The sequence below is a fragment of the Lysobacter antibioticus HS124 genome, from assembly GCF_000336385.2.
Lineage (GTDB): Bacteria > Pseudomonadota > Gammaproteobacteria > Xanthomonadales > Xanthomonadaceae > Lysobacter > Lysobacter firmicutimachus.
Genome location: NZ_HG424489.1, coordinates 47,023 through 70,989 on the forward strand (window position 1 = coordinate 47,023; position 23,967 = coordinate 70,989).

Annotated in this window: 20 protein-coding genes, 1 tRNA gene, 2 pseudogenes and 1 riboswitch; of the genes and pseudogenes, 17 read left to right on the plus strand and 6 right to left on the minus strand. The window is 67.8% G+C overall.

The genetic code is table 11. The features are described 5' to 3' along the window. Positions 1–329: 329 nt before the first annotated feature. The gene (gene rimK, locus TX83_RS09780; RefSeq protein WP_064747761.1) at positions 330–1,238 is read right to left on the minus strand and encodes a 30S ribosomal protein S6--L-glutamate ligase; all 909 of its coding nucleotides are present in this window, start codon (positions 1,236–1,238) and stop codon (positions 330–332) included. 37 nt (positions 1,239–1,275) lie between these two features. Next, a complete protein-coding gene (locus tag TX83_RS09785) occupies positions 1,276–1,719 on the minus strand; it encodes an ATP-dependent zinc protease family protein (RefSeq protein ID WP_064747762.1) in 444 nt (147 codons plus the stop codon). A 658-nt stretch (positions 1,720–2,377) separates the two neighbouring features. Between TX83_RS09785 and TX83_RS09790 the strand changes: the two genes are divergently transcribed. The 9 genes from TX83_RS09790 to TX83_RS09825 all read left to right on the plus strand — a co-directional run bounded on the left by TX83_RS09790 (position 2,378) and on the right by TX83_RS09825 (position 10,520). Then, positions 2,378–2,941 (plus strand): excalibur calcium-binding domain-containing protein, encoded by a 564-nt coding sequence (locus tag TX83_RS09790; RefSeq protein WP_064747763.1) that lies wholly within the window; start codon positions 2,378–2,380, stop codon positions 2,939–2,941. After that, positions 2,932–3,327, plus strand: a complete 396-nt coding sequence (locus TX83_RS22735; RefSeq protein WP_141233451.1) for a hypothetical protein — start codon at positions 2,932–2,934, stop codon at positions 3,325–3,327. The genes TX83_RS09790 and TX83_RS22735 overlap by 10 nt, the downstream gene beginning before the upstream one ends. Before the next feature lie 82 nt (positions 3,328–3,409). Beyond that, positions 3,410–4,951, plus strand: coding sequence for a GH3 family domain-containing protein (locus TX83_RS09795; RefSeq protein ID WP_064747764.1), 1,542 nt, complete (start codon positions 3,410–3,412; stop codon positions 4,949–4,951). Next, positions 4,948–5,613 (plus strand): diacylglycerol/polyprenol kinase family protein, encoded by a 666-nt coding sequence (locus tag TX83_RS09800; RefSeq protein ID WP_064747766.1) that lies wholly within the window; start codon positions 4,948–4,950, stop codon positions 5,611–5,613. Before TX83_RS09795 ends, TX83_RS09800 begins: the two co-directional genes overlap by 4 nt. Then, positions 5,613–6,185, plus strand: coding sequence for a hypothetical protein (locus TX83_RS09805; RefSeq protein ID WP_064747768.1), 573 nt, complete (start codon positions 5,613–5,615; stop codon positions 6,183–6,185). Before TX83_RS09800 ends, TX83_RS09805 begins: the two co-directional genes overlap by 1 nt. Next, positions 6,182–7,288: a hypothetical protein gene (locus TX83_RS09810; RefSeq protein WP_064747770.1), complete on the plus strand. Its 1,107-nt coding sequence runs from the start codon at positions 6,182–6,184 to the stop codon at positions 7,286–7,288. The genes TX83_RS09805 and TX83_RS09810 overlap by 4 nt, the downstream gene beginning before the upstream one ends. Next, entirely contained in the window at positions 7,276–7,959 is a 684-nt protein-coding gene (locus TX83_RS09815) for a DUF6182 family protein (protein ID WP_141233453.1), read from the plus strand. Before TX83_RS09810 ends, TX83_RS09815 begins: the two co-directional genes overlap by 13 nt. A 274-nt stretch (positions 7,960–8,233) precedes the next feature. Further along, positions 8,234–9,082 (plus strand): hypothetical protein, encoded by an 849-nt coding sequence (locus tag TX83_RS09820; protein ID WP_064747772.1) that lies wholly within the window; start codon positions 8,234–8,236, stop codon positions 9,080–9,082. Continuing rightward, positions 9,075–10,520 (plus strand): hypothetical protein, encoded by a 1,446-nt coding sequence (locus TX83_RS09825; protein ID WP_064747773.1) that lies wholly within the window; start codon positions 9,075–9,077, stop codon positions 10,518–10,520. Before TX83_RS09820 ends, TX83_RS09825 begins: the two co-directional genes overlap by 8 nt. 1,006 nt (positions 10,521–11,526) lie before the next feature. Here the strand turns inward: TX83_RS09825 and TX83_RS09835 are convergent. After that, positions 11,527–11,600 (minus strand) — tRNA-Gly (locus tag TX83_RS09835). A 137-nt stretch (positions 11,601–11,737) separates the two neighbouring features. After that, positions 11,738–13,534, minus strand: a complete 1,797-nt coding sequence (locus TX83_RS09840) for an autotransporter domain-containing protein (RefSeq protein ID WP_186442572.1) — start codon at positions 13,532–13,534, stop codon at positions 11,738–11,740. A 300-nt stretch (positions 13,535–13,834) separates the two neighbouring features. Here TX83_RS09840 and thiS point away from each other — a divergent pair, with 300 nt between their 5' ends. Further along, entirely contained in the window at positions 13,835–14,035 is a 201-nt protein-coding gene (thiS, locus tag TX83_RS09845) for a sulfur carrier protein ThiS (RefSeq protein ID WP_064747775.1), read from the plus strand. A 280-nt stretch (positions 14,036–14,315) separates the two neighbouring features. On the opposite strand, the gene TX83_RS09850 is transcribed toward thiS, so the two are convergent. Then, positions 14,316–16,838, minus strand: a complete 2,523-nt coding sequence (locus TX83_RS09850) for a hypothetical protein (protein ID WP_141233454.1) — start codon at positions 16,836–16,838, stop codon at positions 14,316–14,318. Positions 16,839–16,882: 44 nt separating this feature from the next. Then, positions 16,883–16,970, minus strand: a riboswitch (cyclic di-GMP riboswitch). A 385-nt stretch (positions 16,971–17,355) separates the two neighbouring features. Between TX83_RS09850 and TX83_RS09855 the strand changes: the two genes are divergently transcribed. From TX83_RS09855 to TX83_RS09865, 3 genes and pseudogenes are all read left to right on the plus strand, one after another. Beyond that, positions 17,356–18,150: a thiazole synthase gene (locus TX83_RS09855; protein WP_064747777.1), complete on the plus strand. Its 795-nt coding sequence runs from the start codon at positions 17,356–17,358 to the stop codon at positions 18,148–18,150. Continuing rightward, positions 18,150–18,902: pseudogene (gene trmB / locus TX83_RS09860) on the plus strand (tRNA (guanosine(46)-N7)-methyltransferase TrmB); the annotation flags it as partial. The gene TX83_RS09855 and the pseudogene trmB, both read left to right, overlap by 1 nt. 136 nt (positions 18,903–19,038) lie before the next feature. Further along, positions 19,039–20,886, plus strand: coding sequence for an SLC13 family permease (locus tag TX83_RS09865; RefSeq protein WP_064747779.1), 1,848 nt, complete (start codon positions 19,039–19,041; stop codon positions 20,884–20,886). A 344-nt stretch (positions 20,887–21,230) separates the two neighbouring features. Here the strand turns inward: TX83_RS09865 and TX83_RS09870 are convergent, their stop codons facing one another. Then, a complete protein-coding gene (locus TX83_RS09870) occupies positions 21,231–21,548 on the minus strand; it encodes a Rieske (2Fe-2S) protein (RefSeq protein WP_261370090.1) in 318 nt (105 codons plus the stop codon). Positions 21,549–21,668: 120 nt separating this feature from the next. On the opposite strand from TX83_RS09870, the gene TX83_RS09875 reads away from it, so the two are divergent. The 4 genes and pseudogenes from TX83_RS09875 to TX83_RS09890 all read left to right on the plus strand — a co-directional run. Beyond that, positions 21,669–22,001 (plus strand): hypothetical protein, encoded by a 333-nt coding sequence (locus tag TX83_RS09875; protein WP_064747781.1) that lies wholly within the window; start codon positions 21,669–21,671, stop codon positions 21,999–22,001. A gap of 4 nt (positions 22,002–22,005) precedes the next feature. Next, on the plus strand, positions 22,006–22,734 hold the full coding sequence (locus TX83_RS09880; RefSeq protein WP_064747782.1) for a fumarylacetoacetate hydrolase family protein: 729 nt from the start codon (positions 22,006–22,008) through the stop codon (positions 22,732–22,734). Positions 22,735–22,790: 56 nt separating this feature from the next. After that, on the plus strand, positions 22,791–23,198 hold the full coding sequence (mscL, locus tag TX83_RS09885) for a large-conductance mechanosensitive channel protein MscL (protein ID WP_064747783.1): 408 nt from the start codon (positions 22,791–22,793) through the stop codon (positions 23,196–23,198). Positions 23,199–23,612: 414 nt separating this feature from the next. Beyond that, positions 23,613–23,967: pseudogene (locus tag TX83_RS09890) on the plus strand (peptidase M28 family protein); the annotation flags it as partial.

Below are 23,967 nucleotides of genomic sequence, written 5' to 3' on the forward strand. Positions count from 1 at the left end.
AAAACAAAGGCCCAGACGCGGGGCCACCGCGCCTGGGCCAAAAGGGTATTGCCCCGATTACCGTAACCTGCTTCGACCAGATACGTCTGACGAGGAGCGTGATTTGGTGGCGCTGCAGTGCTTCGGTCCGGGTAACGCTACGCGGATTTCGATTAAACGGTCGTTAAAGATCGCGTTAAAAGCAAGTTAAACGCAACTTGAAATTGGAACCGCCCCGGCCCAGCCCTTCCGCACCGGGGCGCTGCCGTTCGGCGGGGCGCCGACAGATGACCTGCCAGGCTTGCCATTGACGAGGATCGGGCAAGCCCAAGCCTCGCCCCACCCCCTGTTCAGCGTCTCACCGCAGCGCGGCGGGGGGTCTTCTCGCGCAGCCGGCCGGCCACGTATTGGACGATTTCCCCGGCCACGTCCACCCCGCTGGCCTCCTCGATGCCCTCCAGGCCCGGGGAGGAATTGACCTCCAGCACCAGCGGGCCGCGGGCCGAGCGGATCAGGTCCACGCCCGCCACCCCCAGCCCCAGCACCCGCGCGGCGCGCACCGCCACGTCCTGCTCGGCGGCACTGGCGCGCACGCCCTTGGCGGTGCCGCCGCGGTGCAGGTTGGAGCGGAAATCGCCCTTCGGCGCCTGCCGCTTCATCGCCGCCACCACCTTGCCGCCGACCACGAAGCAGCGCAGGTCGGCGCCCTTGGCCTCGGCGACGAACTCCTGCACCAGGAAGTTCGCGTACAAGCCGCGCAGCGCTTCGATCACGCCCTTGGACGCCGACAGCTTCTCGGTCAGCATCACCCCCGCGCCCTGGGTGCCCTCGTTGAGCTTGATCACGTGCGGCGGCGGGCCGAGCATCGACAGCAGGTCGGCGGTGTCGTCGGGGTTGTCGCCGAACACCGTCGCCGGCAGGCCGATGCCCTCGGCGGCCAGCAGCTGGTGGCTGCGCAACTTGTCGCGCGCGCGCAGGATCGCGTCCGAGCTGTTCGGGCTGTAGGTCTCCATCAGCTCGAACTGGCGCAGCACGGCCGAGCCGTAGCGGGTGATCGAGGCGCCGATGCGCGGGATCACCGCGTGGTAGCCGGCGATCTCGCGCCCCTTGTAGTGCATCTGAAAGCCGTCCGAGGCGATGCGCATGTAGCAGCGCAGGGGGTCGAGCACGCGCACGCTGTGGCCGTGCTCGCGCGCGGCCTCGACCAGGCGGCGGGTCGAATAGAGCTTGGTGTTGCGCGACAGGATCGCAAGCTTCATCGGGCGGGGTTCGCGGAAAAAGGAGGGGGACGCGCGTTCAGAGGCTGGGCGCGCGGCGGCGCAGCCGCCCGTGCAGGAACGAGCGCGCCGGATCGACCGTGAACGCGCCGGTGACCGCGGTGCGGCCGAGCAGGATCGGGAAGCGCATGCCGCGACGATCCGCCAGGTTTATTTCAATTTCGCGTTCGGTGCCGGCCAGGCTCAGCGCGGTACGGATGAACAGGCGACGGGTGCGATGGCCACCGGAGTCGGTGACCCAGCGCTCGTCGTAGACCGGCGCCGCGGCCTCGATCACCGCGCTGCCGCGCGGGCGCAGGCGGAACCCGACCCAGGGCGCGCCGGCCTCGACGAAGCTCCAGTGCGACTCCACGTGCAGCGCCGAACTGCGCGCGCCGGTGTCGATCTTGGCCCGCATCGCGGCGATGCCCAAGCCCGGCAAAGCGGCCAGTTCGCGCCAGCCGAGGACGATCATCGATGACATCGGACCTCCGCTGCGCAGCCAGCACGATCGAATGGGAACCCACGAACCGATGGCGCTTGGACCGTACCCGGCCGGCGTCGTTCCATCGCGCCGCGAGGCGACAAAAAAAGCGACCTTGCGGTCGCCCTGGGCCCGTCCCGACCGCGCTGCGCCGCCGCCTGGATGGCGAGCCGCATCGTGCCCGGAACGGACCGGGCGCGCAGTCTAGCGCGCGCCCCGCGTCAGGTCGATGCGCATCGCAACGGCCATCGCGCCGAGCCGGCGACCGCCGCCCAGGCTCCGACACTGCCCCCGCGGGCATTAGCGCAACGTGAGCGGGAAATGCTCTTGCCCACCGGCCGTCGAAGGCCGCCCGGCCACGATCGATGCTGCGTTGCGCGGCCGCGGATCGACGCGTCCCTGCCCTCCTGGCGGCGGACCCGGCCTGCGCGGATTCAGCCTGCGCTCGTATCCGTTCGGCCGGTCGATTCGCGGGCCGCGGCACAGCCGCATTCCGTCGACGCCGCCTGCCGCGATCGCGCCCGCAACGACCAAACACACCGGCGAACGCGAAACCGCTACCGCCCGGCCGCTGCCCTGCGCCGCCCGATCGACACCCTGGCCTGCGCGCACTGCGGAACTCGTTACCGTCCGATAACGGAGCATGGGCAGACGGCGGATGGACACGGGCAAGCGGATGTCGAGGACCTTGGCGCACTGGAACGACGACCGCGGCGATGGGTTCCTGGCACCGGTCGGCGGCGGCCCGCAGGTCTTCATGCACGTCTCCGCGCTCGCGCCCGGCAGCTCGCGGCCATTGCCCAATGAGCGCTTCACGTTCGAATCCGTCCGCGACACGCAAGGCAAGCACAGCGCGACGCGCGTGCGCCGCCCCAACGAGCGGCCGCATGCGCGAACCGACCGGCGCCGCCGATCGTCCGAGCGCCGCGGCCGCCGTTCCTGGGGACCGGCCCTATTCGGGTTGGTCGCGATCGGCGGGATCGTCGGGTATGCGCAGGGTCTCATCGACATCGCCCCCCGCACCGACGCCATCGTCGGCGCGATGCCGGCGTGGATACCGATATCGCGGCCCGCACCGGCCCGCTACCGCTGCGACGGACGCACGCACTGCAGCCAGATGACCTCGTGCGCCGAGGCGCGTTACTTCCTCGCCCATTGCCCCAACGTGAAGATGGACGGCAACGGCGACGGCGACCCTTGTGAGCAGCAGTGGTGCAACTGACGCGCCGTGCGCCGGCGAACCGGCCCATCGATCGATCCCCGGCGCGCCCCATGCATGGCCGGAACGCGATCGGGCCCGTCAACGACCTTCGTTCGAATCCGCGCAACGCCCTCATTGTCCGGCAATCGAATCGAACCATAGGTATCGCCCGCTCACCCTTTCTCATCGCTGAGCGCCTCGCAACCGGTGAGACGGCTTGCGCGGACGATCGCCGCATCGGCCGTTCGGACCGCTACGACGCAAGCGCTTTGCCGCGACCGATCGCCGTCGCGATCCGCGTGAGATCGGGCGTGACTGCGATTCCGGATCGGATCTGCGCCGATCTGCAGGAAGAAATTCGAAACACCGCCATCGTTCAAAAAACGCAAGGCGGCTTGTTCGTATAGTGCGGCCGGCATTGCGTCACGCCGATACCGGGCACCGACGTCCGAACCGGAAGGTTCCACCATCGAAGCAGGAAGCGTTGTCATGGGCATCGGCCTCGGCCAACAGCATTACGCGAATTTCATCGGCGGCCTGGACACGCCCGAGCGCACCCAGGACGAAGTGCTGTCGCGCCTGATCGCGCGCGGCCGCGACACCGCCTTCGGCCGCGAGCACGGGTTCGACCGCATCGACAGCCTGGCCGAGTTCCGGCGCCGGGTGCCGTTGCGCAACTACGAGGAGCTGCGCCCCTACGTCGACCGCATCGTCGCCGGCGAAGCCGACGTGCTGTTCCCGGGCGAGGTGTTCCGTTTCATCTCCAGCAGCGGCAGCACCGCCGGCAAGGCCAAGGTCCTGCCGCTGCCGCGCGTTTATTTCGCCGAGACCTTCACCCCCTTCTATCTGACCTACATGGAAGGCGCCGTGCGCGCCCATCCGGGGCTGGCGGCCAGCCGCGACCGCACGGTCAATTTCAAATGGGACCCGCTGCGCGACACCTCGGTGCTGAGCAGCGGCGCGCCGCACGTCGGCCTCAGCCAGGTCAACCTGGCCAACGAGTTCGACAGCCAGGCGTTGCTGGAGCCCGGCACGCAGGGCCCCTGGGCGACGGTACCGGCGGACATCCCCGCCGACCTGGACCGGCTGTATTTCCGTCTGCGCATGGCCGCCGGCCACGACATCCGCCAGTTCATCGGCATCAATCCGGCGATCCTGGCGGCGATACCGCAGCTGCTCGATAACAACGCCGAACGCTTGTTCGCCGACCTCGCCGCCGGCCGCTTCGGCGGCCGCGCCGTCGCCGCGCCCGATCCCGCGCTGGCCGAGCGCCTGTCCGCGCGTCGCGCCGCACGCGGGCGCCTGCTGCCGGCCGACGTGTGGCCGAACGTGGAACGCCTGCTGTGCTGGGACGAAGGCATCGCCGGGATCTATCTGCACCAGGTCGTCGCCGACTACGGCGCCGACGTGGTGGTGCTGCCGGCGCCGCTGGCCGCCTCCGAGGTCCCTCTGGCGATGCACCTGCTGGCCGACGGATTGCGCGGGGTGATGGCCTACAACGCCGCCTTCTTCGAATTCCTCGACGTGCAGAACGGCGCGGCGCAGACGCCATTGCGGCTGGAGCAACTGCGCGAAGGCGCCAGCTACGCCGTGGTCGCCACCCAGGCCGGCGGCTTCTGCCGTTACGTGCTCGGCGATCTGCTCGAAGTGACCGGTCGAGCGGGCAACGTGCCCACGGTGGCCTATGCCGGCCGCATCACCCAGTCCGCGTCCGTGCCCGAGTCGGCGCTGCTGCGCTTCATGCGCCGCTACAACGACGAACACGGCCTGCGCCTGCGCAACTTCACCTTCGTGCCCGCGGCACAGGGCGTGCTCGACCTGCTGGTGGCCTGCAACGACGCCGACGGCATCGACATTGGCGAACACACCCTGCGTCAGGCCTATGCCGCCGATGCGGCGATGGCCGGCACTTCGCTGGGCGAGGTGCGGCAGGTGCCGCCGGCGTACTTCACCCAGCAATGGTGCGACCGTGTCGCCGCGGGCCTGCGCCCGCCGCAGGTCAAGGACCGCATCGTGAGCCCACCCCGATGATCGGTTTCACGCTCGCCATCCTCGCCTGCTTCCTGCTCGGCGATCTGGTCCGCCGCTTCGGCGCGCCGGCCGAGGTCTCGCGCAAGTCGGTGCACGTCAGCAGTTGCCTGGTCATCGCGGCCTTTCCGCTGTTCGGCATCGGCTACCGCGAACTGTTCTGGATCGCCGCCGGCAGTTTCGCCGCCATCGCCTTGCTGCGCGGCACCGTGCTGTTGCGCTCGATCATGGGAGTGGAGCGCCAATCCTACGGCGACCTGCTGTTGCCGCTGTCGTTGATGGTGGCGACCTCGCTCGACCTGTCCTATCCCGCCTTCGTCGCCGCCTACCTGGTGCTCGGCATCTCCGATGCCCTGGCCGGCGTGATCGGCGAGACCTACGGCCGCCGCCGCTACACCTTGTTCGGCCATGCCAAGTCCTACGCCGGCAGCGCGGCGTTCTTCCTCTCCGGGCTGGCCATCCTGGTGCCGGCCGCCCTGTGGATGGGTCTGCCGCCGGCCGCCGCCCTGTCGGTAGCGATGGCGCTGGGCGCAGCGCTGACCCTGATCGAGGCGTTCTCGCACAAAGGCACCGACAACCTGTTCCTGCCGCTGATCGCAGCGATCTCGCTGCAGTCGCTGCTGTCCGTGCAGCTGCAAGAGGCGGCGGTGCGCACGAGTACATGATGGCCAAGATTCTGGTAGTGATCGGCCCTTCCGGCGTCGGCAAAAGCACCCTGTTCGCGCCGCTGCGCCAGGAAGGCCTGGTGCGGCTGGTGCCGACCTGGACCACGCGCAAGCCGCGGCATTACGAAGACCCGGCCAACGCCGATCACGTCTTCGTCGACGACGAGGAATTCAGCGCGCGCGAGCGGGCGGGCTTCTTTCTCGAGACCGCCCAGCTGTTCGGCCTGCAAGCGCGTTACGGCCTGCCGCGGCAGGCGCTGGAGAGCGACGGCGGCAACATCCGCGTGCTGATGATGCGGGCGATGCTGGTGCAGCGCCTGTCGAAGTACTTTCCGAGCCATCTCGTGTACCAAGTGGAAGCACCGCTGGCGCGCGTCGAAGCCCACCTGCGCACCCGCCTGGAACGCGACGGCGACATCGGCTCGCGCCTGGCCGGCTTCGACGACGAACTGCAGATGGGGCGGCCGCTGGCCCACCGCATCGTCGACAACAGCCAACCGCCGCAACGGGTGCAGGAACAACTGCGGGCCTGGCTGCGCGAAGACTTCGCCGAGAACGGTCTGACCGCATGAGCACGCTGTACGCGCCGGTCGGCATCACCCCCACCAAGCCGCTCACCCCCTCCCACCTCAAGGGCGCGCTGCTGTTGGACTTCATGCGCCGCTTCGAGGGCTTGTTCGCGCCCGGCGCGATCTGGCACAACCGCCGCCCCTGGGACATCTCGCTGCAGACCATCCGCTTCTGGGACTATCTGGACCGCGAACACGCCGGCCTCGACTTCGACGCCATGAGCGAAGGCCAGATCGGCGCGCTGTACGTCGAATGCCATCGCAGCGGCGCGCTGCCCGACGCCGAACGCATCGCCGTCTACGCCCGCCGCATCGAGGACGAGGGCTTCGTGCACGCGGCATCGCGCCGCATCCTGGCGCTGTGGGGCGAAGTCTTCGTCACCTTGGGCCTGGCCCCCGATGCGTTGTTTCATTCGGTGCCGTTCGGCCTCGGCCAGGAGGCCGTGCTCGACCGGCTGCGCGCGCACGATCTGCTGCTGGACCAGCGCCGTTTCGGCGGCGGCGTCTACCTGGACCTCACCGACGAAGGCCGGCCGCTGCGCGTGCTGATCTCGGAACAAGGCCTGCCCAACTACCTGCTGGCGATCCTGCGCGACCTGCTCGAACACGCGCCGCAGCACGACCAGATCTGCCTTTACCACGACGCCAGCATCGAACGCGATTACGAATCGCTGACCCGCGTACTGCAACGCTTCGGCCTGCCCTGCCGCCGGGTCGGCTTCAGCCGCGTGCCGGTCGAAGGCCTGGTGCTGAGCGCCAAGCAGGGCGGTTGGGAGCAATACACCGGCGCCCGCCTGCTCGAACGCGTCGCCGGCGGCGCCAGCCGCGACGAGATCCGGCTCGGCTTCCGCCTGTACTTCCTGCATGCGCTGGGACTGCGCCACCCGGCCAGTTATTCCGACGCCGGCCTCGGCGAGTGCCTGGAGCGGGCGCGGCGCCTGCTCGCCGTCCACGAACCCGCACCGCCGACCGCCGTCGACCGGACCGCGCTGGAAAAGCTGATGAAGCGCGACGGCAGCGCCAACGTCTACGGCGCGCTGTCGGTGCTGGAACAGAAGAAAGCCGGCCCCGGCCTGCGCCATGCGGTGATGCAATGCCTGCTGTGACGACCCCGACCGCGACCATGCCGAGCGACATCGATCCGCTGCACCAAACCCTGATGCAGCGCCGCCTGGACGCGGTCGCCCGCGCCGGCGAAGCCGTCTGCGCCCGCCGCACGCTGTTCGTCGTCGTCCGCGAACCCGACCTCCCCGCCCTCGCCCGCGGCCTCGCCCGCGTCATCGCCGGCCTTCCCGGCGACGACCGCCAGGCCTGGCTGGCCAACTTCACCAAGGTCCGCCTGTTCGCCGGCCACCCCACCCGCACCGCCGTCGCCGTGCTGCTGAGCCACATCGAAGGCGACGCCCTCGGCTTCGCCCTGATCGACGCCGAAGCCCGCCATCCCCGCATCGCCGACCTGCTGGTCCCGCTGAAGACCCGCAGCGGCCCTGCCCGGGACACCGAACTCGATTTGATTTGGGACGAAGGCGACGGCCGCTGGGAACTGGAGATCGACATCAGCGGCCTGGATTGGCCGCGCTATCTGGTGCATGCGCTGCACTTGCTGGCCGAGGCGGCGATTGTCGACCCCGGTTTCGGCGGGCGGATCAGGCTAAAGCATCGCAGCGCCGCACCGGTTTGCACCGAGGACGCGGTGCAGCTGCGGTTGGACTTGGATGAGTCGCCGCCGAGGTGTCGGGCGGTGCTGCGGCCTGTGACAGCGACGAATCCCGCTTGAAGCACCCCCTGCTGTGGAAGTCCGCTCAAGCTCAGCGTCTTTGGAAGCGGAGGGTCGATGAAGCGAAAGGCAGGAATTTCAGCAACCATTGCGCCTGGTTTGATGCGACGCGCGTCAAGTGCGCCACCCGACACAAACGTCTAACAACACCGCTCTGGTGCTCCCGTCTGCTTGACTGACTGCGAAAAAACGGCCTTGATGCGGAAGTCAGAACTGCCCGCCCTAGGCGAGCCCAGTTGCACATCGGGCGCTGGCGGAAACTAAAGGACACCGCATGGCACGGAAGACTCTCAACCCTATGCCGAACGCCCCCTCAAGCCCCTGCCCGCGCTTCTGGTGGCTGCTCGCGGCCTTGTTCACGGTCGTCCTGGGCGCGTGCGCGCGGCCGCCGGCCGCCCCCGAAGAACCCAAGGAGACCTCCGCCATGACGGCCTCAACCGCTGCCCCTCTTCATGCCGACGCTGCACCGGAACAAGTCGCCGATGCGGCCGCCGCAACGGCCGACCGGGCCGCGGAGTTGGCTGCACGCGCGGCACAGCCGGCGAGCATCGCCCAACCGTCCTCTCCGCCGACCGCATCGGCTCAGGGGGCCGCCCTGGCGACCGGAGAACTGCGGGCCCGCATGCTGATCCTGATCGGAAGTCTGAAAGCTGCTCGAGACACCGAGCCGTCGCACGTGGCGCAGGTGCTGGGCGTCCCCCTGGGACCAGATCCGGAAGATACCAAGAGCCAGTTGGTCGAAGGCACGCTGACCGACGGCGGTCGCTACAGCGTTACGGTAGATGCTTTGTATCCGGACACGCCGGGACGGCATGTTGCAATCCACTGGACGCCCCGGGGCTGGAAGGGCGACCCGCGCAAACCCGAGAATGCAATCACTACTTGCAGCCTGGACTTCGCCCCGCTCAGCGACGATATCGCGGCGCTGGGCTACACGCGCTCCAAGAGCCCGCCGCATCTGAAGGAATCCTGGTCGTTCCGCAAGGGTGTGCCCAGCAACAATATCGCCTTCTACCTGACGGTGAGCCTCTACCGCACGGTCGACGGTGCAGATACAAAGGGACGGCCCTGCGTGCTGTCTGTCGAAATCGATGCCGACGACGCCGAGGCGAGCCATGGCTGAGCCGCTGCCGCCGCAACTGCGCGCCCTCGTCGAGGAACTCTCCAAGCAGAGCGGCGTTCCGCCTAACGCAGCCCAAGATGTCGAAGCAGCGATCGCAAGTTCGCCCTATCTCGCGAGCGTCATGGTCGATGCCGCCAACCAACAGACCCTCAAACACGTCGGCGTCACTACGGAGCAGAATGAGGGCGGCCACTACGACAAAGAAACCGGCACGGTCTTCATCAGCATCGACAGTTTCACGGACAAGACCGTCAGACCCCAGGCTCGCATCGATAACATCACCAGCACGCTGGGGCATGAGACGGGTCACGCGCTGACTCAAAAGGCGCGATCGGCCGAAATCGTCCGGCTAGCCACTGCCATTGAAATAAAGCTTACCGAAGGCCTTGGCGCCGCATCGAACGTCGACGTGACTCCGGACGTTGAACGTTATCTCAACTTCACCCGCAACGATGAAGCACTGTCAGAGCTCATCGGGATGAACGCGGTAGCGAGTCGGGTCGCCAGCCAGCCCGGCGGATACGACCAGAAAGACTTTCTGCGGCGTATGGACGCGTCCACGGGATGCGTCGAACGAGGCGAGAACGCCCGGCATGCCAAGCTGGCTCCCGGAATCGAGCTCTCGGAGCACGGGTTCCAACTCACGGGAAATCGCTTCAAGAGCCCCGCCGTCGAAGCGGTGGCGGCGTGCCATTACGACCAGGGGGCCGGCCTTGGACGAAACGGCGACTCCAACTACCGCAATTATTACGGCCCGAGCGCGCTGGCCACGATCGCCGCAGTTCACGCCAATGTCGCCAAAGGCACTACGCAGGCAGTGCCTGACGTGCACATCGATCTGAAGCACCTGAAGCTTGATCTCGCCCAGATCGAACGAAATGGGGTGGATCTTCAAGGCTCCGCCAAGAGCTTCAGCTTTACCGACACCAGCGACGGCAAGCTGGCGTGGAGGACGGTCAACGACACTAGCTCCGACACACCCAAGCCAACGCCGAAGGATGTCGGAATTGAGGAAACGACGGTGCGTCACGCCCTCCGCGCAGACAGCCCGGACCATCCCGACCACCCGGCTTTCGAAATGTTCCACCGCGCGGCCTTGGCTGATGGCCGTTGGAGCCAGGCCGAGGCACGCAACCTCGCTGCAGCCAGCCTCGCGGCCATCAAGGCTGACCCGGTTATGGATCGGAATTTATCCGGCGTATTGATCGGCAAGGGTACGGACGGCACCGTACACCTCATTGGATATGCGTCGCCGCATGGACCGGTAGGTCCGCACCACCATCTTGCGGTGGAAACCAACGCCGCCGCGCAGGTTCCTGCGGAGAAGAGCCTGGATCGCGTCGAGCAGCTCAACCAGCGACATGCCCAGCAGCATGCTCAAGCCCAAATCCACGGAATGGATGAACCTTCACAGAGCGGTCCAAAGATGACCCTCTAACCTGGATAAGCACTGCAACGGCTGTTGTTGAGATTCCCATTCCATGTTTCGATGCAAGACAGAAGCCAGCCACAGTGCCCTTGGTCTAGATTGAGGAAGCAATCAAACTGGCAGAGAAGTTGCTCAGCTGAGGCCGGCCAACCTGTTCTCCCATGCCCTCCAATTAGACGAATTCACTGCTGTCGGAGGAGGTTCAAATGACGGGCCATCCACCCTGGACATGCGATGCTTGTGGCAATGCAATCACATCAGTAGATGACGGCTGGGTTGAGTGGTTAACTCGCGGAGATCCCGGGAAAGATAAGAATTGGCATATTGGATCACATAGAAACCTTCGCCTTGTACATCACAGAGCAGCATCTCCTCGCTCGAATCAAGAGAATGCTTGCTGCCACGACGAAGGCCGTTATTTTGCGCTTGATAGAAGCACTGTCAGCGACCTCCCACTTTCGAGCTTCGTGGGCGCTGATGGCCTAATGATCCTGCTCGGCTTTCTATCCGACAGAAGATTCTCAGACCCAGAAGAAGTGCTTGAGATGATTAAGCGCATCCACATCAACAACTACGAGCAAACCCGACTTGTCTTTAGTTCCGCGATATCAGCAGGAGCATTTGAACCCAATACAGTCCCGGGCTATTACACGCAGAGTGATATACAAGCAACACTAGCCTGGCTAGAGGAACAGCATCCAGATTAAAAAGACGGTGAATTTCGGAGATTTGACTCGACGGGACTTTAGGCAATCGAATACCGCTGAGAGCACCAATTTGCGTACGGATAGTAAACAAGCAGCCCTCTACGCTGCGCCGCACGCATTTGCGACGTAGCAGCAAGCCCACATGAAACGGATGTCACCAAGCGTCCAAGGTGACCATTGGCCGCTTGGAACAATCTAAAAAGCAAGGCATTCGGGGCAAAAAGATGCTTCAGCGGAAGAGTCGCGGTGTGGACTCTCAGATAAAAAACCCACGCCGACTCAGTGCCTTGCGCACCGCCGGGAAAAGATGGAGCGGGTGATGGGAATCGAACCCACGCTAGCAGCTTGGGAAGCTGCAGTTCTACCATTGAACTACACCCGCTTTGCCGGACCAGTCTAAGCCGAGGCCGCGGCGCTGGCAATTAGGGCCCCGGCAACCGGCCAGCCGCCGGCAACCCAAGAAAAAAACCGGGCTTCGCGGCCCGGTTTTTTCGTTGCGTCGTCAGGGGACGGCGGCGATCAGAAGCCGCTGCCGATCTGGGCGAACACCGTGGTGTTGTTGCCGGCGCCCTGGCCGATGGTGGCGCTGGCGCCGACGTTGGCGTCCAGGCCGAACAGCTTGGTGCGCACGCCGAACAGCAGGGTGCCGTAGTTCTGGTCGAAGTGGCGGCCCTTGACCGCGTAGTCGCCCAGACCCTGCACGCTCTGCAGGCGCGCGTAGGCCTGTTCGGGCGCGTCTTCGAACTCGCGGTCGAGGGTCAGGCGCGCGTACGGACGGAAGCTTTCGCTGTGGGTGTAGTGGACCTGGTAGCCGACGCTGCCGATCAGCGAGTCGAATTCCTGCTTCGGGTAGGCCAGCGAGGTGGCCAGGGTCGGGTCGCTTTCGGCGAAGCCGTCGACTTCGATGGTCTGCGACACCAGGCCCAGCACCGGGCCGTGGCGCAGCGCGTCGTGGCCGAATTCCCAACCGCCGTTGACCGCGACGGTGACGTTGTCGCCGTCGGCCGAGCCGTGGTGGACGCGGCTGACCGGGCCGAGGTTGGCGTTGCGGTCGATGTCGAAGTCCAGCTTGGTGTAGCTGACCTGGCCGTTGACCCAGGCGCGCTCGCCGTACCAGCCGACGAAGCCGCCGAGGCTGGCTTCCTTCTGGTCGAACTCGCCGTGGCGCAGGCCGAAATCCTGCTTCTGCTGGCCGTAGCCGGCGAAGGCGCCGAACACCAGATTGCCGCGGTTCCAGTCGACGCCGCCGGTCAGCGCCGGGCCGGCGCCGTCGTACAGGTCGCCGTGGCCGTAGCGCTGGAAATCGCCGCGCAGGCTGGCCCACCAGCGCATGCCCTCGCCGTCCGGGCGCTCGCCGATGTGGGTGGAGACCTGGTCGGCGCGGGCGCGGCCGGTGGCCGCGGCCGAGTTCGGCAGCACCGCGATGAAGCGCGGCGCTTCCAGCACGCCCAGGGCGTAGTCGGCGAGGATCTTGTGCGCCTTGCCCGAGGGGTGCACGCCGTCGGCGAAGGCGTAGGTTTCCGGCGCGTCCGGGGTGGCGTAGTTGACCGGGCTGCAGGTCACCGACGAGGCGGTGATCTGCGGATTGCAGGCGGTGCCGGTGACGTTGCTGATGCCGTACGGGGCCGGGTTGGCGACGATTTCGCGCAACAGGCTGAAGGTGTTGAGCGGGATCACGCGCAGGCCGGAGGCGGCCAGTCCGCTGTACAGGGCATTGTTGTAGCTGGTCGCCAGCTGGGTGCCGGTGGCCTGGGCGACGGCGCCGCCGGCGCGGAACTGCGGGGTCGAGCCCAGGTCGGGCACGGTCGGCACCAGGATGTACTGGGCGCCGGCGTTGTGCAGCGAGGCGACCACGCCGATCTGGGCGGTGACGGCATTGGCGATGGTGGTCTGCGCCGGGGCGCCGGCGACGACCGCGAACAGATCGTTGGCGCCGCCCCACACGCTGTACAGCGCGTTCGGGTCGGCGCGGCCGCCGGTGCTGGCGAGGTAGTTCGCGGTCTGAGTGGCCAGCGACGGAATCGCGCCGAGCGCGCCGGCGCTGTTGGTGCCGGTGCGGGCGCCGCCGACGGCGTAGTTGTCGCCGCCCTGGTTGGCGCTGGCGGCGTTGCCGCCGTAGTACTCGCCCAGGTATTCGGACCAGACCAGGCCCGGGTTGGTGGTGAAGCGGCCGAGCAAGGCGCCGTTCGGGCCGACCGCCTGGACCAGGCGCGGGCGGAACCAGCCCGAGTCGGTCAGGCTGTCGCCGATGAAGACGGTCTTGGAGTAGTCCTGGGCCAGGGCCGGGGCGGTCGCCAGCAGCAGTGCGGCGGCCAGCGCGGTACGAGCGGGTTTCATCATGAACTTCCCTGCGGTGATGTGACGGTGGCGGCGACGCGCGCAGCCCGCCGGGCGGGCCGGCGCGGGCCGGAAAGGGCTCCGCCCGGGCGACATACGCCGGCGGATGGCCGATCCAAACACGCGCGGACCGGCCAAGGCAAGGCGCAGCGCGGCAAAACGGCGCGGCGATTATCGCCGCTGCGGCGGCCGTCGACTGCGGCCGAAGGTCACGAACCGCGACCCGCGCCGCCAGCGCCGGCACTGGCCGCTGCGCGGTGCGCACGCGACAATGCGCGCATGAATATCCAGCTCAACGGCGAGCCGCGCACGCTCGCGGCCGCGCTTACCGTGGCCGAACTGCTGCGCCAGGAAGGGCTCGGCGAACGCCGGGTCGCGGTCGAGATCAACGGCGAGATCGTCCCGCGCGGCCGCCACGCCGAGCAGGCGATCGGCGACGGCGACAAGATCGAGATCGTGCACGCGCTGGGCGGCGGCTGAGGCTCGCCGTTGCGCAGCGAACGGCGCAGGCTCCGGGCTTCGGCGGCGGCGCTTGCGTACGTCGCTGCGGCTGTCGCGGCTCACGCCGCTCCTACAAAAGCCGAGCGCGGCTACTGCCCCCTGTAGGAGCGGCGTGAGCCGCGACAGCCGCAGCGGTGGACAGCACGCCGCGCTCCGAAGCCACGCATCGTCCGGCGCCCCTTAGGCAACGCATCCCCGCAAAGAAAAGGGCCCCGGCGCTAGCCGGGGCCCCAAGTACGACCTCCAAGTCGAATGCGTATCAGGTGCCGGCGTCGATGATGGTCGCCGGCGAGACCGAGCAATGGCCCGGGCCGATGGTGCCTTCGTTGTAGGCGGCCAGGATGCCGGCCAGGTTGATCGCCGTGTCGCGCGCGGCGCCCTTCGGGGCGGCGGTGCTGCGGCCGGTGAACCACGCCGTGGCCTGGGCGATCGCGGCCTGCACTTCAGGCGGTGCGGTCGCGCCGGCTTCGACGTTCAGGCGAGCGGCCATGTACTGGTGCGCCAGGATGTAGTAGGCGTTGCCACCCTTCGGCGGCGTCCAGAACACCTTGTACCAGGTCTGACCGGAGCTGAAGAACAGCGTGTCTTCGCCGATGGTCGCCCAGGTCGCGTCGTACGGCGCAGGACCGTACTTCGAGTGGGTCTTCCAGTAACCCTGGGTGTAGGTACAACCCGCGGCGGCGCACAGTTCCGGCACCTTCACGGTGATGATGGCCTCGTCGCTGGCGTTCACGCCGCCCGCTTCGCCGATACCGCTCACCGTCAGCACGTTGGGAACCATGAACTCGCAGGCGTTGCCCGGACCGACTTGGGTCGGCAGGATCCACGCCGCGAAGATGTCGAGGCTCTCGACGATGCCCGGGTCGGGGTTGATGTCGCCGGTGACGAACTTGGCGAAGCTGTCGCACACCAACGGCTCCACGATCCAACCGAAGCTGTTGCCCAGGTTCAGTCCAGGCGTACCGTTGAACAGGTCGCTGGCCACGACGCAAGCGTCGGCTTCGGTGGTGGGCGCGCCGAACGAGAACGCGGCCTGGTTCGAGGTGTAGCTCTTGAAACCGCAGTCGCTGGCGTTTCCGGCGGCGTCGTAGCACTTCAGCACGCGCTGGATGCTGGCTTCGTTGTAGCCTGCGGTCTTGTCGGCCACGTCTGCGGCGTAGTCGCAGCTCAACGAGGTCGCGCCCGGCGGTTCGCAGGTCGGAACCACGGCCTGAGTCGCGCCGCCGTTGAAGTGCAGCGTGTCGCTCGGGTCCGCGGGGCTGAACTGCGGCGTCACATCGCCCGGCCAGGTGATCAGGATGTTGCCGCTGACCCTGAAGCCGCTTTCCGACTCGATGCTGCGGGTCGCCGCGAGACGATAGACGGTCTCGTAGTTGCCGCCGGCATTGAGCAGGACCTGCACGTCCTCGCACAGGAAGTTGCCGGCATAGGTGCCGCCGACGATCGGATCGGGCAGGCAGCCCTGCATGCCGACCACCTTGGCGTCGGCCGGCGAGACCACCACGTGCTTGTCCGGAGTCCAGGCATAGTCGCGGTCGTAGCGGGTGTTCGCGCTCTTGATGATCGACACGGTCCGGCAGGCCACGGTGACCATCGCCGAATCGCTGGCGGTGGCGTTGGTGCTGGCGCTGGTGCTCCAGGTACCGGTCGCAGTGTTGGTGTGCTGGCCTTCGTCGGCGCCGCACACGAACGGCTGCGGACGCGGATACTTCCACACGTACGGCCCGTTGCCCAGGTTGAAGCTATGGTCCGGGTTGTTCGGCAGGATCGAGTCGTCGATCGCGAAGGTATCGCCGTAGCTCTCGGCCGGGTTGGCCGGGATCGTGAACGGCGCGCTCGCGGTGAAGGTGTAACTCGTCGTGCTTCCGCTGCTGCCGTCGTCGCTGCAACTGCAGGACTTGCGCTCGGTAGTGATGCCCGCGGCGTTGATGCCGCCGGTGGCGCTGAGCAGGAAGGGATGACTGATACTGCTCAGCTCGAACGCATAGGTGCAGGACAGGATGATCTTGTCCGCGTTCGGCGCCGGTTTGACGCAGTTGAGGGTGTCGGTGTCGCCGCCGGCCGCGGTCCACTGCAGCGAGAACTGGGTCGCGCTGTTGTTGAACTGCAGGGTGTCGACGACCGCGGTGGCCTTCCAGCCGAAGCTGAAGGGGTCCTTGACCGTGATGGTGCCGGCGACGCGGTACAGGCCGCGGGTGGTCGGCGTCGCGGTGACGGTGTACTCGACCTGATGGCTGTCGCCGTCGAGCATGGTGATGCTTTCGGGCGTTACGGTCTTGTCGATCTGCCAGTCGGTGTAGCGCTTCCAGCTGGCCTCGGCGGTCTTGACGCCGGTGGGCTTGGGCAGGAAGCAGAACGCGACATGGCTGACGCCGGCGGGTTCGCCGCTGGCGTTGTTGGGCGCGTACAGATTGGTATCGCTAAGGACAGCGGGGTCGTAGTGGAAGACGTTGTAGGCGTTGCCGCCCTTGATCACGATGTAGTCCATCGGGATGGTCGACGTGAAGCCGATGAACTTGTTCTGCCCGGAGGGCGTGTAGTTGAAGGTGATGGTCTGGCCGTTGCCCAGGTTATAGACCTGGCCGTCGAGGGGTGCGCCGCCGGAACTGGCCCCGCCACCCTGCCAGGTGCCGACGCCGGGTAGGTCGTCGCACCCGGCGAAGTTGCCGGGGTAGGTGGTGGGTTGCACCGAGGCGGCCCAGGCCGCGGTAGGCAAGGCTCCGACGGAAGCCATTAGCAGCGCCGCTGCAAGCAGCGGACGCCAGCGTCGGTTGGTGGACATGTCAGAACTCCGTGAGCGGGGCAGTAAGCGCCCAGTTCTTCGCGCTCGGTAGCTCGGCCATGCCGTCCCCCAAACGGACCGGCATCCGTGGCTTTGCGACGCCGGCTCGCGCCGGTTGTGCCTTTTTCGAGTCCTGTACAACGGCGGCACCCGCTTCCCCCGGCGGGCGCCGCGACGGCACTGCAGAGCGCTGTATCGGCAACGCCCTCCCCAGGTACCGCTAGGCGGCACTATACGCCGCATTTTGGGACGTCAATCACATTATTTGAGGCTGACGACGAACGGTCGCCGATTGCGATGGGCGGGCCCGCCGGCCCCACTGCGGCCGTTTCAAGCGAGCGCGCCACGCGTGTCCCCCGGCTCCCGCCCCGACTCCGACGAACGGCGGCCGGCGCGCTCCCTTCACGGCGCCCCCTGCTGCATCGCCGCACGTCCCTGCGTCGGCCCCTGCTGCCGCGTTCGCGTCCCGCTCAGCCCCGGGGTCCAAGCGCCCGCCGATATCCGACATAATTCGACGATGACGAATACCGCCTTCTCCGATCCGCTGGTCATCGCCGGCAAGACCTACCGCTCGCGCCTGTTGACCGGCACCGGCAAGTTCCTCGACCTCGAACAGACCCGCCTGGCCACCGAGGCCGCCGGCGCCGAAATCGTGACCGTGGCGATCCGCCGCACCAACATCGGCCAGAACCCCGGCGAGCCCAACCTGCTCGACGTGCTGCCGCCGGACCGCTACACCCTGCTGCCCAACACCGCCGGCTGCTACACCGCCGACGACGCGGTGCGCACCTGCCGCCTGGCGCGCGAGCTGCTCGATGGCCACAAGCTGGTCAAGCTGGAAGTGCTGGGCGACCAGCGCACCCTGTTCCCCGACGTGGTCCAGACCCTGGCCGCGGCCGAGACCCTGGTCAAGGACGGTTTCGACGTGATGGTCTACACCTCCGACGATCCGATCCTGGCCAAGCGCCTGGAGGAGATCGGCTGCGTCGCGGTGATGCCGCTGGCCGCGCCGATCGGCTCCGGCCTGGGCGTGCAGAACCGCTACAACCTGCTGGAGATCGTCGAGAACGCCAAGGTGCCGATCCTGGTCGACGCCGGCGTGGGCACCGCCTCGGACGCGGCGATCGCGATGGAGCTGGGCTGCGACGGCGTGCTGATGAACACCGCCATCGCCGGCGCCCGCGACCCGATCCTGATGGCGCATGCGATGAAGCTGGCGATCGAGGCCGGCCGCGCCGCGTTCAAGGCCGGCCGCATCCCGCGCAAGCGCTACGCCAGCGCGTCCTCGCCGGTGGACGGATTGATCGGCTGATGACGGATTCCGGCTCCAAGGACAAACCCGGCGCGGGCGAAGGCAAGGTCCCGCCCAAGCCGTTCACGATCGAGGAAGGCCGCCGCCAGGTGCGCAGCTTCGTGCTGCGCCAGGGCCGCTTCACCCCGGCCCAGCAGCGCGCCTTCGACGAGCTGTGGCCGCGCTTCGGCATCGACTACCAGGGCGCGCCGCGCGACTACGACGCGATCTTCGGCCGCCGGGCCAAGCGCGTGCTCGAAATCGGCTTCGGCAACGGCGAGGCGCTGCGCTTCGCCGCCCAGCACGACCGCGAGCGCGACCTGATCGGCATCGAGGTGCACGCGCCCGGCGTCGGCCGGCTGCTGAACGCCTTGGCCGAAGACGGCAGCGACCACGTCCGCCTGTACCACCACGACGCGGTCGAGGTGCTCAACCACGAAGTCGCCGACGGCTCGCTGGACGAGATCCGCATCTACTTCCCCGACCCCTGGCACAAGAAGCGCCACAACAAGCGCCGCCTGGTCCAGCCCGCGTTCGCGCAGCTGCTGGTGCGCAAGCTCGCCGCCGACGGCCGCTTGCACCTGGCCACCGATTGGCAAGACTATGCCGAGCAGATGTGGGACGTGCTCGACGCGACCGAGGGCCTGGTCAACCGCGCCGGTCCGCGCGGCAGCGTGCCGCGGCCGGACTGGCGCCCGCAGACCCATTTCGAGACCCGCGGCCAGAAGCTGGGGCACGGCGTCTGGGATCTTCTGTACGACAAGAGCCGGGATTAGGGATTCGGGATTAGGGATTGGAGATCGGCGTGAAGGTTCTCGAACGTCCGCAACGCTGCGCTGACGCTCCTTCCCGGGGCTACGCCCTGCTTGGCTCCAACCAATCCCGAATCCCGAATCCCCAATCCCCCTGATGGACACCGCCCTCGCGCTCACCACCGACATGAAGCTCGTTCTCGGGCTGGTGGTGTTCACGATGGCGATGTTTTTGTTCGAGCGCATCCGCGCCGACGTGGTCGCGCTGGTGGTGCTGGTGCTGCTCGGGCTGTCCGGGCTGGTCGAGCCGGACGAGCTGTTCAACGGCTTCTCCGGCAACGCGGTGATCAGCATCATCGCGACCATGATCCTCGGCGCTGGGCTCGACCGCACCGGCGCGCTGAACCGGCTGGCCGGCTGGCTGCTGCGGCGGGCGCACGGCATCGAGCAGCGCCTGTTGCTGCTCACCACCGCGGTGGCCGGGCTCAATTCCTCGTTCATGCAGAACCCGTCGGTGATGGCGCTGTACATGCCGGTCGCCTCGCGGTTGTCCTCGCGCACCGGCCTGTCGCTGCCGCGCCTGCTGTTGCCGATCGCGGCCGCTATCGTGATGGGCGGCGCGCTGACCATGGTCGGCAATTCGCCGCTGATCCTGCTCAACGACCTGCTGCTGAACGCCAACAGCAACCTGCCCTCGGGCGCGGCGACCATCGAGCCGCTGAAGATGTTCGCGCCGCTGCCGATCGGCCTGGCGCTGCTCGCCGCGTCGCTGGCCTACTTCCATTTCTTCGGCGACAAGCTGCTGCGCGACGACGGCGACAAGGGCGCCACCCCGGCCCGCACCCAGAGCTATTTCGCCAAGGCCTACGGCATCGAGGGCGACGTCTACGAACTCACCGTCACCGCCGACAGCCCGTTGGTCGGCATGTCGCTGGGCGAGGCCGAGGCGCTGCGCGGCGCGCCGCTGCTGCTGGCGCTGAAGAGCGACAACGAGTCGCGCCTGGCGCCGCCGGCCGACACCCGGATCTGGGTCGGCAGCGTGCTCGGCGCGATGGGCCCGAAGCAGCAGGTCGCCGACTTCGCCCAGAACCATTTCCTGCGCCTGTCCTCGCGCCTGCGCAACTTCGCCGACCTGTTCAACCCCAGCCGCGCCGGCATTTCCGAGGCGGTGGTGCCGGCGACCTCGGGCTACATCGGCAAGACCGCCGGCGACCTGCACCTGCGCAAGCAGTCCGGCCTGAGCCTGCTGGCGATCAACCGCGACAAGAGCGTGCTGCGCGAGAACGTGCGCAGCGTGCCGATGCGCGCCGGCGACATGCTGGTGTTCCACAGCATCTGGACCGACCTGGCCAGCGCCGCAGCGAGCAAGGACCTGGTGGTGGTCACCGACTACCCCAAGGGCGAGCAACGCCCGCACAAGCTCAAGATCGCCCTGGCGATCTTCGCCGTGGCCATGCTGCTGGCGCTGTCCTCGCGCCTGCCGGTGTCGATCGCGCTGATGACCGGCGTGGCCGGCATGCTGATCGCCGGGGTGATCAACATCGACGAGGCCTACGCGGCGATCAACTGGAAGACCGTGTTCCTGATGGCCTGCCTGATTCCCCTGGGCTGGGCGATGGATTCCAGCGGCGCGGCGGCGTGGATCGCGGGCCACAGCATCGAGCGCCTGCCGCACGGCACGCCGGTCTGGCTGCTGGAGATCTTGGTCGGACTGTTGACGACGGCCTTTTCCCTGGTGATCAGCCACGTCGGCGCGACCATCGTGGTGGTGCCGCTCGCGGTCAACCTGGCCCTGGCGGCCGGCGGCAACCCGACCGCGTTCGCGCTGATCGTGGCGCTGTCGGCCTCGAACAACTTCATGACCGCGTCCAACCCGGTGATCTCGATGATCACCGGCCCGGCCGGCTACAGCGGCAAGGAGCTGTGGAAGATCGGCGGGCCGCTGTCGCTGATCTACACCGTGGTGACGGTGTTGATGGTCAACGTGTTGTTCTGGGGCAAGTAAGCGGCAGGACAGCGGCGCCGGCTTGAGCGGGCGCCGGTTCGCGCGGGCAAGAGCGAATCCCCCTGGCGCGCTCTTCCAAAGGGGGAACGCTTCGGCTGGATTCGTCGCAGGCCGGAACTGCGCGGGCTCGATCGGCGCGCGCAAGCAGCGCTGGCTGCGCAAGGCCCGGTCGGCCGCGGGCGCAAGCGCGTCGGCGCGAGCGCGTTGCCGGCGCGCCCACGCAAGCCGAATCGCCCGCGCGAGTCGCCCGTGCCGCCACGCCCCGCCTATCGCGCTCTATGAAAAAGAGGGCCGGGCGGATCTGCCTTTGAGCCGTTGAGCTTGAGCGCTGCAACCCGACCCGCTTACCCCAGCCACACCGCGCCGTCGCGCACCGTCACTGCGACCGCGCGCAGCGCTTCGCCGCGGCAGGGGCCGGCGGTGCACTCGCCGCCTTGCAGTTCGAAGCTGGCGCCATGCGCGGCGCAGACCAGCAAGCCATCCTTGCTCTTGACGAACTGGCCCGGCGCCCAATCCAGGCGCCGCCCGGCATGCGGGCAGATGTTGAGCCAAGCGCGGACGGCGTCGCCGTCGCGGTACAGCACCAGCGATTCGGCGTCGCCGTCGAGGGTCGCCTCGACTTCGGCGAAGCCGCCGTCGGCCAGGCGCTCGAGGGCGATCAATAGTTGACCGCCGGCATCGCCGCCGCCCGCCGGGTTTAACGAAGTTCTCACACCCTCGTCCATGCCTGCAACGATACTCACGTGTCCGGCGAATGGCCGCATTGTCTCACGACACCCGAAATGTTTGCCCACAGCTTCCGCTTCACCGATCACCGGTCGCCATGGAATGCGTTCCAGTCGCGCATGCGCAGCGCTTTCGAGCCGCGCAAGCCGCGCCATCGCCTCCTGCGGTTCGCGCTGGGCGTGGTCGGGCTGGGGCTGCTCGCCCTGCTGGTGATGTTCAGCGTGTTCGTCGGCGCGGCCATGATCGCCATCGGCCTGGGCTACAAGCTGTGGAAGCGCCGCGGCCGCCCGGTCGCGCGCGCCCGCGGCGGGCGCGACGTGGTGGAAGGCGAGTACCGCGTGGTCGCACCGACCCTACTCGGTCGTTCCTCCACGCCGAATGCACGCTGAGTCCATGACCGACGTCGTCGCGGCGCCGCCGCTCACCCGCATCCCGGTCCGCGGCGCCGACATCGCCGACGGTACGTTCTTCCCGGTCCGCCGCGTGTACTGCGTCGGACGCAACTTCGCCGAACACGCGCGCGAGATGGGCGCGGCGGTGCCGACCTCGGCCGCCGATCGCGGCCGGCCGGTGTTCTTCCTCAAGCCGCACGACGCGATCGAGCTCGGCGAGGACGTGCCCTACCCGCCCGGCACCGACGATCTGCACCACGAGGTCGAACTGGTGGTCGCCATCGGCCGCGATGCGCCGCCCGGCGAACTCGCCCCAGCCGACGCGCCGGGCCTGATCTACGGTTATGCGGTCGGCCTGGATCTGACCCGTCGCGACCTGCAGACGCAGGCCAAGGCCAAGGGCCTGCCCTGGGACATCGGCAAGGCCTTCGACCACGCCGCCCCGATCAGCGCCATCGTCCCGGCCGCCGACGTCGGCGAACTCGGCGCGCGCGCGCTGACCCTGGAAGTCAACGGCGAGCTGCGCCAGCGCGGCTCGCTCGACGATCTGGTCTGGAACGTCGAGGAAATCCTGCACGAACTGTCGCGCCTGTACGCGCTGCGCGCCGGCGACCTGGTCTACATGGGCACCCCGTCCGGGGTCGGCCCGCTGCAGCCGGGCGACCGCTATCGCGCGACGCTGGAAGGCGTGGCCGAACTCCACGGCCGCATCACCCCGGCCCGGGCATAGTTCCGCGCCGGCGCTGTCGCGCCGCACCTCATGTCGTCAACCAGGGAGAGCATGCGATGGGCATGATCAGCGAGTTCAAAGAGTTCATAGCGCGCGGCAACGTGGTCGATCTGGCGGTCGGCGTGGTGATCGGCGCCGCCTTCGGCAAGATCGTCACCGCCCTGGTCGACGGCATCGTCATGCCCGCGATCGGCTACTTCAGCGGCGGAGTCAACGTCAGCGACTGGAAGCACGTGCTCAAGCCGGCCCAGCTGGACGCCGCCGGCAAGGAAGTCGCGGCCGAGGTCGCGATCAAGTACGGCAGCTTCCTGCAGACCGCGATCGACTTCGTCCTGATCGCGTTCGTGATCTTCCTGTTCCTCAAGGCCTACAACCGCCTGCGCAAGCCGGCCGCCGACGCGCCGGCCGCGGTGCCGGAAGACGTATTGCTGCTGCGCGAGATCCGCGATTCGCTGAAGAAGTAAGCCGCCTCGATGGCGCCTGCGAACGGCCGCGCCCTGCGCGGCCGTTCGCGTTTGCGCCGGGCTATTGTAGGAGCGGCGTAAGCCGCGACCGTCGCAGCCGTGATCGACAGCGCGGCCTCCGAAGCCCGGGTAATGGTTCGCCTGCCCGCTTGCTCCGCGGAGTCGGTCTTCGGATTAAGACGTTGGCGCACACCGCGACGGCGGTCGCGGCTCGCGCCGCCCCCACAGAAAGCACACATGTCGCCAAGTTCGGCAAAATCGTGCTCCGCCGCCTCAAACGCGGCGATAGCCAGCGACAAAAACGGCTCAAGTCCAGGGTGACTTTCCTCAGATAGCGACGCCCATCGCGGTTGCTAAGCTCGCGGTTTCGCCTTATGCCGCCCGACCTTCCGGGCGGCGGGCCAGCACCAGGAGATGGGGATGCGCGCACCGTTGTGGGCAGCGTTGGCTGCCGTGTTGTTCACGGGTTCGATCGCGGCCGGCGGCGCCGCGGCGGCCCAGCGCGAAACGCGCATTCCGCAGGCCGCGCTGGACGCCGTGCCCGAACTGCGCGAGCGCGCTCTGGCCAGCGACCTGGGCTATCGCATCACCGAATCGCTGACCACCGAAGTCGGCCCGCGCCTGGCCGGCAGCGAAGCCGATGCGCGCGCGGTGAAGTGGGCGGAGGCCAAGTTCAAGGAACTGGGCTTCGACAAGGTCTGGACCGAACCGGTGACCTTTCCCAAGTGGGAACGCCGCAGCGAACGCGCCGAAGTGCTGGGCGCCCACC

Bases quoted from the DNA above. Each gene is read 5' to 3' on its own strand.
- rimK (WP_064747761.1), bottom strand. From the start codon at position 1,238: ATGAAGCTTGCGATCCTGTCGCGCAACACCAAGCTCTATTCGACCCGC.
- TX83_RS09785 (WP_064747762.1), bottom strand. From the start codon at position 1,719: ATGTCATCGATGATCGTCCTCGGCTGGCGCGAACTGGCCGCTTTGCCG.
- TX83_RS09790 (WP_064747763.1), top strand. From the start codon at position 2,378: ATGGACACGGGCAAGCGGATGTCGAGGACCTTGGCGCACTGGAACGAC.
- TX83_RS09795 (WP_064747764.1), top strand. From the start codon at position 3,410: ATGGGCATCGGCCTCGGCCAACAGCATTACGCGAATTTCATCGGCGGC.
- TX83_RS09800 (WP_064747766.1), top strand. From the start codon at position 4,948: ATGATCGGTTTCACGCTCGCCATCCTCGCCTGCTTCCTGCTCGGCGAT.
- TX83_RS09805 (WP_064747768.1), top strand. From the start codon at position 5,613: ATGGCCAAGATTCTGGTAGTGATCGGCCCTTCCGGCGTCGGCAAAAGC.
- TX83_RS09810 (WP_064747770.1), top strand. From the start codon at position 6,182: ATGAGCACGCTGTACGCGCCGGTCGGCATCACCCCCACCAAGCCGCTC.
- TX83_RS09815 (WP_141233453.1), top strand. From the start codon at position 7,276: ATGCCTGCTGTGACGACCCCGACCGCGACCATGCCGAGCGACATCGAT.
- TX83_RS09820 (WP_064747772.1), top strand. From the start codon at position 8,234: ATGGCACGGAAGACTCTCAACCCTATGCCGAACGCCCCCTCAAGCCCC.
- TX83_RS09825 (WP_064747773.1), top strand. From the start codon at position 9,075: ATGGCTGAGCCGCTGCCGCCGCAACTGCGCGCCCTCGTCGAGGAACTC.
- thiS (WP_064747775.1), top strand. From the start codon at position 13,835: ATGAATATCCAGCTCAACGGCGAGCCGCGCACGCTCGCGGCCGCGCTT.
- TX83_RS09850 (WP_141233454.1), bottom strand. From the start codon at position 16,838: ATGTCCACCAACCGACGCTGGCGTCCGCTGCTTGCAGCGGCGCTGCTA.
- TX83_RS09855 (WP_064747777.1), top strand. From the start codon at position 17,356: ATGACGAATACCGCCTTCTCCGATCCGCTGGTCATCGCCGGCAAGACC.
- TX83_RS09865 (WP_064747779.1), top strand. From the start codon at position 19,039: ATGGACACCGCCCTCGCGCTCACCACCGACATGAAGCTCGTTCTCGGG.
- TX83_RS09875 (WP_064747781.1), top strand. From the start codon at position 21,669: ATGTTTGCCCACAGCTTCCGCTTCACCGATCACCGGTCGCCATGGAAT.
- TX83_RS09880 (WP_064747782.1), top strand. From the start codon at position 22,006: ATGACCGACGTCGTCGCGGCGCCGCCGCTCACCCGCATCCCGGTCCGC.
- mscL (WP_064747783.1), top strand. From the start codon at position 22,791: ATGGGCATGATCAGCGAGTTCAAAGAGTTCATAGCGCGCGGCAACGTG.